General features: G+C 70.8%; 4 protein-coding genes. All 4 read left to right on the top strand.

Going from position 1 to position 5713, the window contains the following annotated elements:
- Positions 1–1443: 1443 nt before the first annotated feature.
- A complete protein-coding gene (locus tag ABEB12_RS38030) occupies positions 1444–2067 on the top strand; it encodes an antibiotic biosynthesis monooxygenase (protein ID WP_185062953.1) in 624 nt (207 codons plus the stop codon).
- A gap of 131 nt (positions 2068–2198) precedes the next feature.
- Positions 2199–3218 (top strand): NAD(P)-dependent oxidoreductase, encoded by a 1020-nt coding sequence (locus tag ABEB12_RS38025; RefSeq protein WP_185062952.1) that lies wholly within the window; start codon positions 2199–2201, stop codon positions 3216–3218.
- Positions 3215–4099, top strand: coding sequence for a LysR substrate-binding domain-containing protein (locus tag ABEB12_RS38020; protein WP_185062951.1), 885 nt, complete (start codon positions 3215–3217; stop codon positions 4097–4099). The genes ABEB12_RS38025 and ABEB12_RS38020 overlap by 4 nt, the downstream gene beginning before the upstream one ends.
- The gene (locus ABEB12_RS38015) at positions 4096–5379 is read left to right on the top strand and encodes an MFS transporter (RefSeq protein WP_185062950.1); all 1284 of its coding nucleotides are present in this window, start codon (positions 4096–4098) and stop codon (positions 5377–5379) included. The genes ABEB12_RS38020 and ABEB12_RS38015 overlap by 4 nt, the downstream gene beginning before the upstream one ends.
- Positions 5380–5713: the final 334 nt, after the last annotated feature.

Below are 5713 nucleotides of genomic sequence, written 5' to 3'. Positions count from 1 at the left end.
CCGCTGGCCGGCAGCTGAGAGCTACTAACCGAACCGCCGGAAACACCGATCACGGGATAGACCCCGGGCGCTGGAAGACGATCTGGTCCACGAATTCGCTCGTTATCCGAAACCGGTTGCGGGGTTTCGTTCCGTGCGGAACCTGGACGGTACTGCCGGTCAAGACCGTCGATGGCTCGATGGCTGCTGGTCAGCGTCGTACGCGGCACCGGAGTGCGGAGTGCTCCAAGAAGACCCTCCGGGACAAGTTCTCCGGCTACAAACTCTCCGGCAGCTAGAAGAGGAGAAGCGCTTCTACCAGCGGAAACGCTATTGTGCTGCCTCGGTGCCCTCTGTGGGGCTCCGGGTCTGGTTGGTGGCTTTGTGTGGGAATCCACGGAACAGTCACGGAACAGATTCGTCCCGGCCGTGGCGCCCGTAGGGCGGAGCCGCCTGGGTGAGCCGCACGTGCCCGGCATGTCCGAACCAGCTGACACGAAATCGAAGCAGTGGGCGTGGAGTGCTCCAAGGCCCACGAGCCTGCGTGTGAGGCTGCAGCGGGACAGCAGGTGCCGGCAGCGGGGGGCGAGGTAGGCGTTCTAGTGCCTGAGGCGGAGGTCGTGGCCTGGCGACGGACGGCATTGAGCCAGTGCTCGCTGCTTCAACCGTCGCGCCTGTCGGCTCGCTGTCACGGCCTCACGACGTCCCGTAGACGTGAAATGGCCCGCTGACCTGCGCACTGGCCTGTATCCGGGCTATGGGCCAGCACGTACGCCCAGCCTCGGGACCTGAATGAGGAGCCGGAGGTCGAGTCGGGCTCGTCGCGACAGTTCGGCCCCGTCGTCCGCGCACTCGTCTGGCTTGGGTGTCGCTACTCTCGGATGGCCGTGATCGACATTGCGGGCCACTGCCGGGGCCAGCTGACGGATACTGGCGGCGTTGCGACGGGCATGGCGCCGCCGCGGGTTCGAGGAATCGTGTACGTCGGATCTGCGCCATCCCCAGCGTGCGTGCTCGCAGTCGGGATACCTCGGCTGGCCTGGCGGGATCGGCTCTGCTCGATGTGTCGATGTTCGCCTGTCACAAGAGCCTGGAAGGCGCCGACCTGGCGTGCGCCGGCCGGCTGGGTCGAAGAGCGCGGCCACGTCGCTGTGCGGCTGGCAATAGTGCAAGGCCGACTCGACGGCGAGGCGCGGTGGCCATTCCGGCAGCGGCGTAGACGCCATGGTCCGCGCAGGGCTTGCTCTGCCTGCGTGGCTGTCGATGGTCTTCGCCGCCGCGGACAGCCGGGGACACACCACAGCGATCCGGCTGGTTGCACGTGCACCGGCGGGGCTGGTGTCTCTCGCGCCTCGCGCTACTTCCACCCCGATTCGCCGATTGCCCTGTGTGCCTGCCCGGAGCACGGTGGGACCCGACCGGCTACGCGATGAGGCGTGTCGGCAGTTCGAAAGGGGGTGGATCGTGTTTGCGCGTTCCACAACGATTCGAGCACGTCAGGAGTTGATCGACGCGGGCATCGCGCATGTCCGTGACGCGGTGATGCCCGCGTTGATGGAGATGGACGGCTGCATCGGCCTGTCCATGCTGGCTGACCGGCAGGGCGGGCGTTGTATCGCGACGAGTGCGTGGCGCGACGAGGAGATGATGCGCGCCAGCGATGCGCGACTGCGGTCGGTCCGCGGCGGGGTCGCCGAGCTGCTCGGCGGCGGTGAGCCCGAGGTCGAGGAATGGGAGATCGCGCTGCTGCACCGCGACCACACCTCCGGTCCCGGGGCGTGTGTGCGCGCCACCTGGGTGCGCATGGACCCGGCCGGCACGGACCGGGCGTTGGACGTCTACCGGTCGCGGGTGCTGCCCGCGTTGGAGGCAATGGACGGAATGTGCAGTTCCAGCCTCTTGATCAACCGTGGTAGCGGGCGTTCGGTGTCGTCGGTGACGTTCGATAGTCCGGCCGCGCTGGAGGGCAGCCGGGAGCGGGCCGCGGCGATCCGTGAGTCCGGTACCCGGGAAGCGGGTGTGGACGTCCTCGATGTCTGCGAGTTCGAGCTGGCTCTGGCCCACCTGCGGGTCCCCGAGATGGCTTGATCACATCGGAGGGCGGCGCCCGTTGGCGTCCCTCGGCACGGCCGTTCAGGCGGTCGTGCCGGGGGGCGTGCACGAACCGCTCCTGGACGTAAAACTCATTAAACCCTATTTTGATGAGGTACTGTCGTCACATGCTGGTCGTTGTGACGCACTGGGTCCACCCGGATGTGACGGCGCGGCTGGCCGAGTTCTGTCACCCGGTGGCGCCGTCGCGGGGGCGGGAGGTGTGGCCACGTACCGAGGTGCTGGCCAGGGCGCGTGACGCGGACGGCCTCGTGGTGTGTATGGCCGACCGGGTGGACGCCGAGCTGCTCGCGGCCTGTCCGCGGTTGCGGGTGGTCAGCGGGGTGTTCAAGGGGGCCGACCTCGTCGACCTGGCGGAGTGCGTGCGGCGCGGGGTGTGGGTGACCGTGTTGCCGGATCTGCTCACGGTGCCCACGGCGGAGTTGGTGGTGGGGCTGGTGCTGGCGCTGCGGCGGCGTCTGGTGGAGGGCGACGCGTGGGTGCGTTCGGGACGGCACGCCGGGTGGCGGCCCCGTTTCTACGGCAGCGGCCTGGCCGGGGCATGCGTCGGCATCATCGGGATGGGTCGGATCGGGCGGGCGGTGGCCGCCCGGCTGCTCGGCTTCGGCGCCAGCCTGGTGTACACCGACCCGGTCGCGCTGCCCGAGCCCGAGGCGTACCGGCTCGGCGCCCGCCGGGTCCTGCTGTCCGAGCTGCTGGCCGGCAGTGACGTCGTGGTGCCGCTGGTGCCGTTGACCGCCGGCACCCGGCGGATGATCGACGCGGCGGCGTTGGGCCGGATGCGGCGGGGAGCGTGCCTGGTGAACGTCGCGCGCGGCTCCGTCGTCGACGAGGGCGCCGTGGTCGAGGCGCTGCGGGAAGACCGGCTCGGTGGATACGCGGCCGACGTGTTCGCCTTCGAAGACACCGCCGCGCCCGGCGCGGCTCCGGTAGAGGTCCCGCCGGGTCTGCTGGCGCACCCCCGCACCGTGCTCACTCCGCACCTTGGCTCCGCGGTCGAGGACGTGCGCCGCGAGATGGGGCTGGCTGCGGCCGAGCAGGTCCGTGCCGCGCTGGACGGCAGGCACCCCGAAGGCGCGGTCACTCCGCCGCGTCGGGTCGAGGGCGCCGGGGAGGCCCCGCGATGAACCTGAATCAGGTCGCCGCGTACGTCGCGGTGCTCGACACCGGCGGGTTCCGCGCGGCGGCCGACCGGCTCGGTGTCACCCAGGGCGCGGTGTCCCAGCATGTCCGCCGGCTCGAGGCGGAGCTGGGCACCAGCTTGATCGAGCGCGCTTCCACCAGGTGCGTGCCCGTCGGGGCGAGCGCGGCGTTCGAGCGCTATGCCCGCGCCATGCTGGAGCTCGCCGACCGGGCGACCCGGCTGTTCAGCGATGCCGAGCTGGTCGTCGGTGCCGCCTCGAACATCGGCATCTACCTGCTCCAACCGGTGATCAAATCGATCGGGCAGGCCCACGCCGAGCGCTACCGCATCCGGCAGCGGATGGGTACCAACCGCGAGATCCTCGACGACCTGGGCGCCGGTGTGGTCGACGTCGCGCTCACCGAGTGGTGGGACCGGCGGCCCGGGTTCGAGGCCACGCCGTGGCGGGACGAACCCCTGGTCGTGATCGTGGGTCCGGACCATCCGTGGACCGCAAGGACGAGCGTGAGTGTTGACGAGCTGGCCGGCCAGACGCTGCTCGGCGGGGAACCGGCCAGCGGCACCGGAACGCTGCTCCAGCGTACGCTCGGCGCCGACGCGGCCCGGCTGCCGGCCGCAGTGAACCTGGGCAGCACCGCCGCCGTCAAGACGGCCGTGCAAGCCGGGCTCGGGGTCTCCCTGGTGCTCGGCGCCGCCGCCGAGGCCGAGGTGGCCGCCGGGCGGCTGCACACCCTCGCGCTCGACGGACCGGAACTGCGCAAGACGATCTGGGTCAGCCACCGCCGTGCGCTGGTGGACGCCGACCCGGCCGCCGCGTTCCGCGGGGCACTGCTCGCCATCGACCCGTCAGCACCGCGCACGTGACCTCCGGCCCCCGCGCGAGTGCCTGCGCCGCGCCGTGGCGGCGGGTGTTCTACGGGTGGTGGATGGTCGCCGGCCTCGCCGTTACCGAGCTGGTTTCGTGGGGCGTACTTGTCTACACCTTCTCGGTGTTCGTGGTGCCCATGCACACCGAGCTCGGTTGGTCGACCGCGCAGCTCAACGGCGCGTACGCCACGGGGGTGGCGGTCTCCGGGCTCGTTGCGGTTCCGGTGGGACGCCGGCTCGCGCGCCACGGCGCCCGGGGGGTCATGACCGCGGGCAGCCTGTTCGGCGTCGCGGCACTGCTGATGTGGGCACAGGCCCATTCCCTGGTCAGCTTCTACGCGGCGTTCGTGCTGGCCGGGCTGGCCATGGCCACCACCCTCTACGAACCTGCGTTCGCTGTCACCGCGACCTGGTTCACTCGCCACCGCGCCCGCGCCGTGCTGGTGCTGACCATCGCCGGCGGCCTGTCCAGCACTGTGTTCGTCCCGCTCACCGGCCTGCTCGTCGGTGCGTACGGCTGGCGCACCACCCTCGTGCTGCTCGCCGTGGCCCTGGGCCTGATCACGGTTCCGCTGCACGCCGGGTTGCTGCGGCGCTGGCCGGCCGACGTGGGAGCACATCCCGACGGACGATCCGCCGACACAAGGCCGCCGGCCCAGCCGGCCAGCACCGGGCCCGCGATCACCCGGCGCGCATCGTTCCGTTGGTTCACCCTCGGCCTGGTCAGCCACACCACCGGGAAACTCGCCGTGACCGTCATCCTGGTCGCCTACCTCACCGACCGCGGCTACCAGCTGTCCCAGGCCACCCTCGCGGCCGGCGCGGTCGGTGGCTTCCAGGTGCTCGGCCGCCTGGCCTGCACCGCACTCCAGCCCCGGGTGCCCGCGCAACGCACGGCAACGCTGCTGTTCGTCGCGCAGGCCCTCGCCCTGCCCGCCCCGCTGCTCAGCACGGGCCACACCCCGGCGGCCACCGTAGCGATCGTCACGCTGGTGGTGTTCTTCGGCCTCGGCTACGGGCTGCCCGACCTGCTGCGCGGCACCGTGCTCGTGGACTACTACGGGCCGTGCGACTACCCACACATCAACGGGATCATCGCCATCTTCCTGGTCGCCGCCCGCGCCGCGGGCCCGCTGCTTGCCGGGCTCGGCGTCACCGTCTCCGGCAGCCACTCGGCCACCCTGATCGGCGCATCCGCCCTGATCGCCATCGGCGCCTACGCCCTGCACCGCGTCGACCGCGCGTTCACCGGCCCGTCACCGACGCCGTGTCGGTGAAGCTGGGCCATGGTCGGGCTCAGGTCTTGCCCGATGAATCCGGACCCGAGGGACGCGTTCGTGTGCATGTCGAAGCCATGCGGGAACCGAAGTGCTGGTGCGGGGGAGTGATCACGACCAGCAGGACTAGCTTGCCGACGCATCCTCGATGCGGGAGGTTGCCCAACCTGCTGACTAAGGGTGTCGATCTTTCTCGCCCGGCGCCGTTTCGGCTGGTCTTGTCCGGTGGCCAGATTTGTGAGCACATCGTGATAGCCGGCTCGCGCCGGCCGGGCTTCCAGCGCATCGTCCATCGGGCGCGGCCTGTCCCGGTGGGGTCCAGGCTGCGGGTCAC

The sequence above is a fragment of the Actinospineispora eucalypti genome (genome assembly GCF_039543365.1).
Taxonomy (GTDB): Bacteria; Actinomycetota; Actinomycetes; order Mycobacteriales; family Pseudonocardiaceae; genus Pseudonocardia; species Pseudonocardia eucalypti.
Note: the sequence above shows the minus strand (reverse complement) of the source record. Positions and strands in the feature narration are given on the sequence as shown.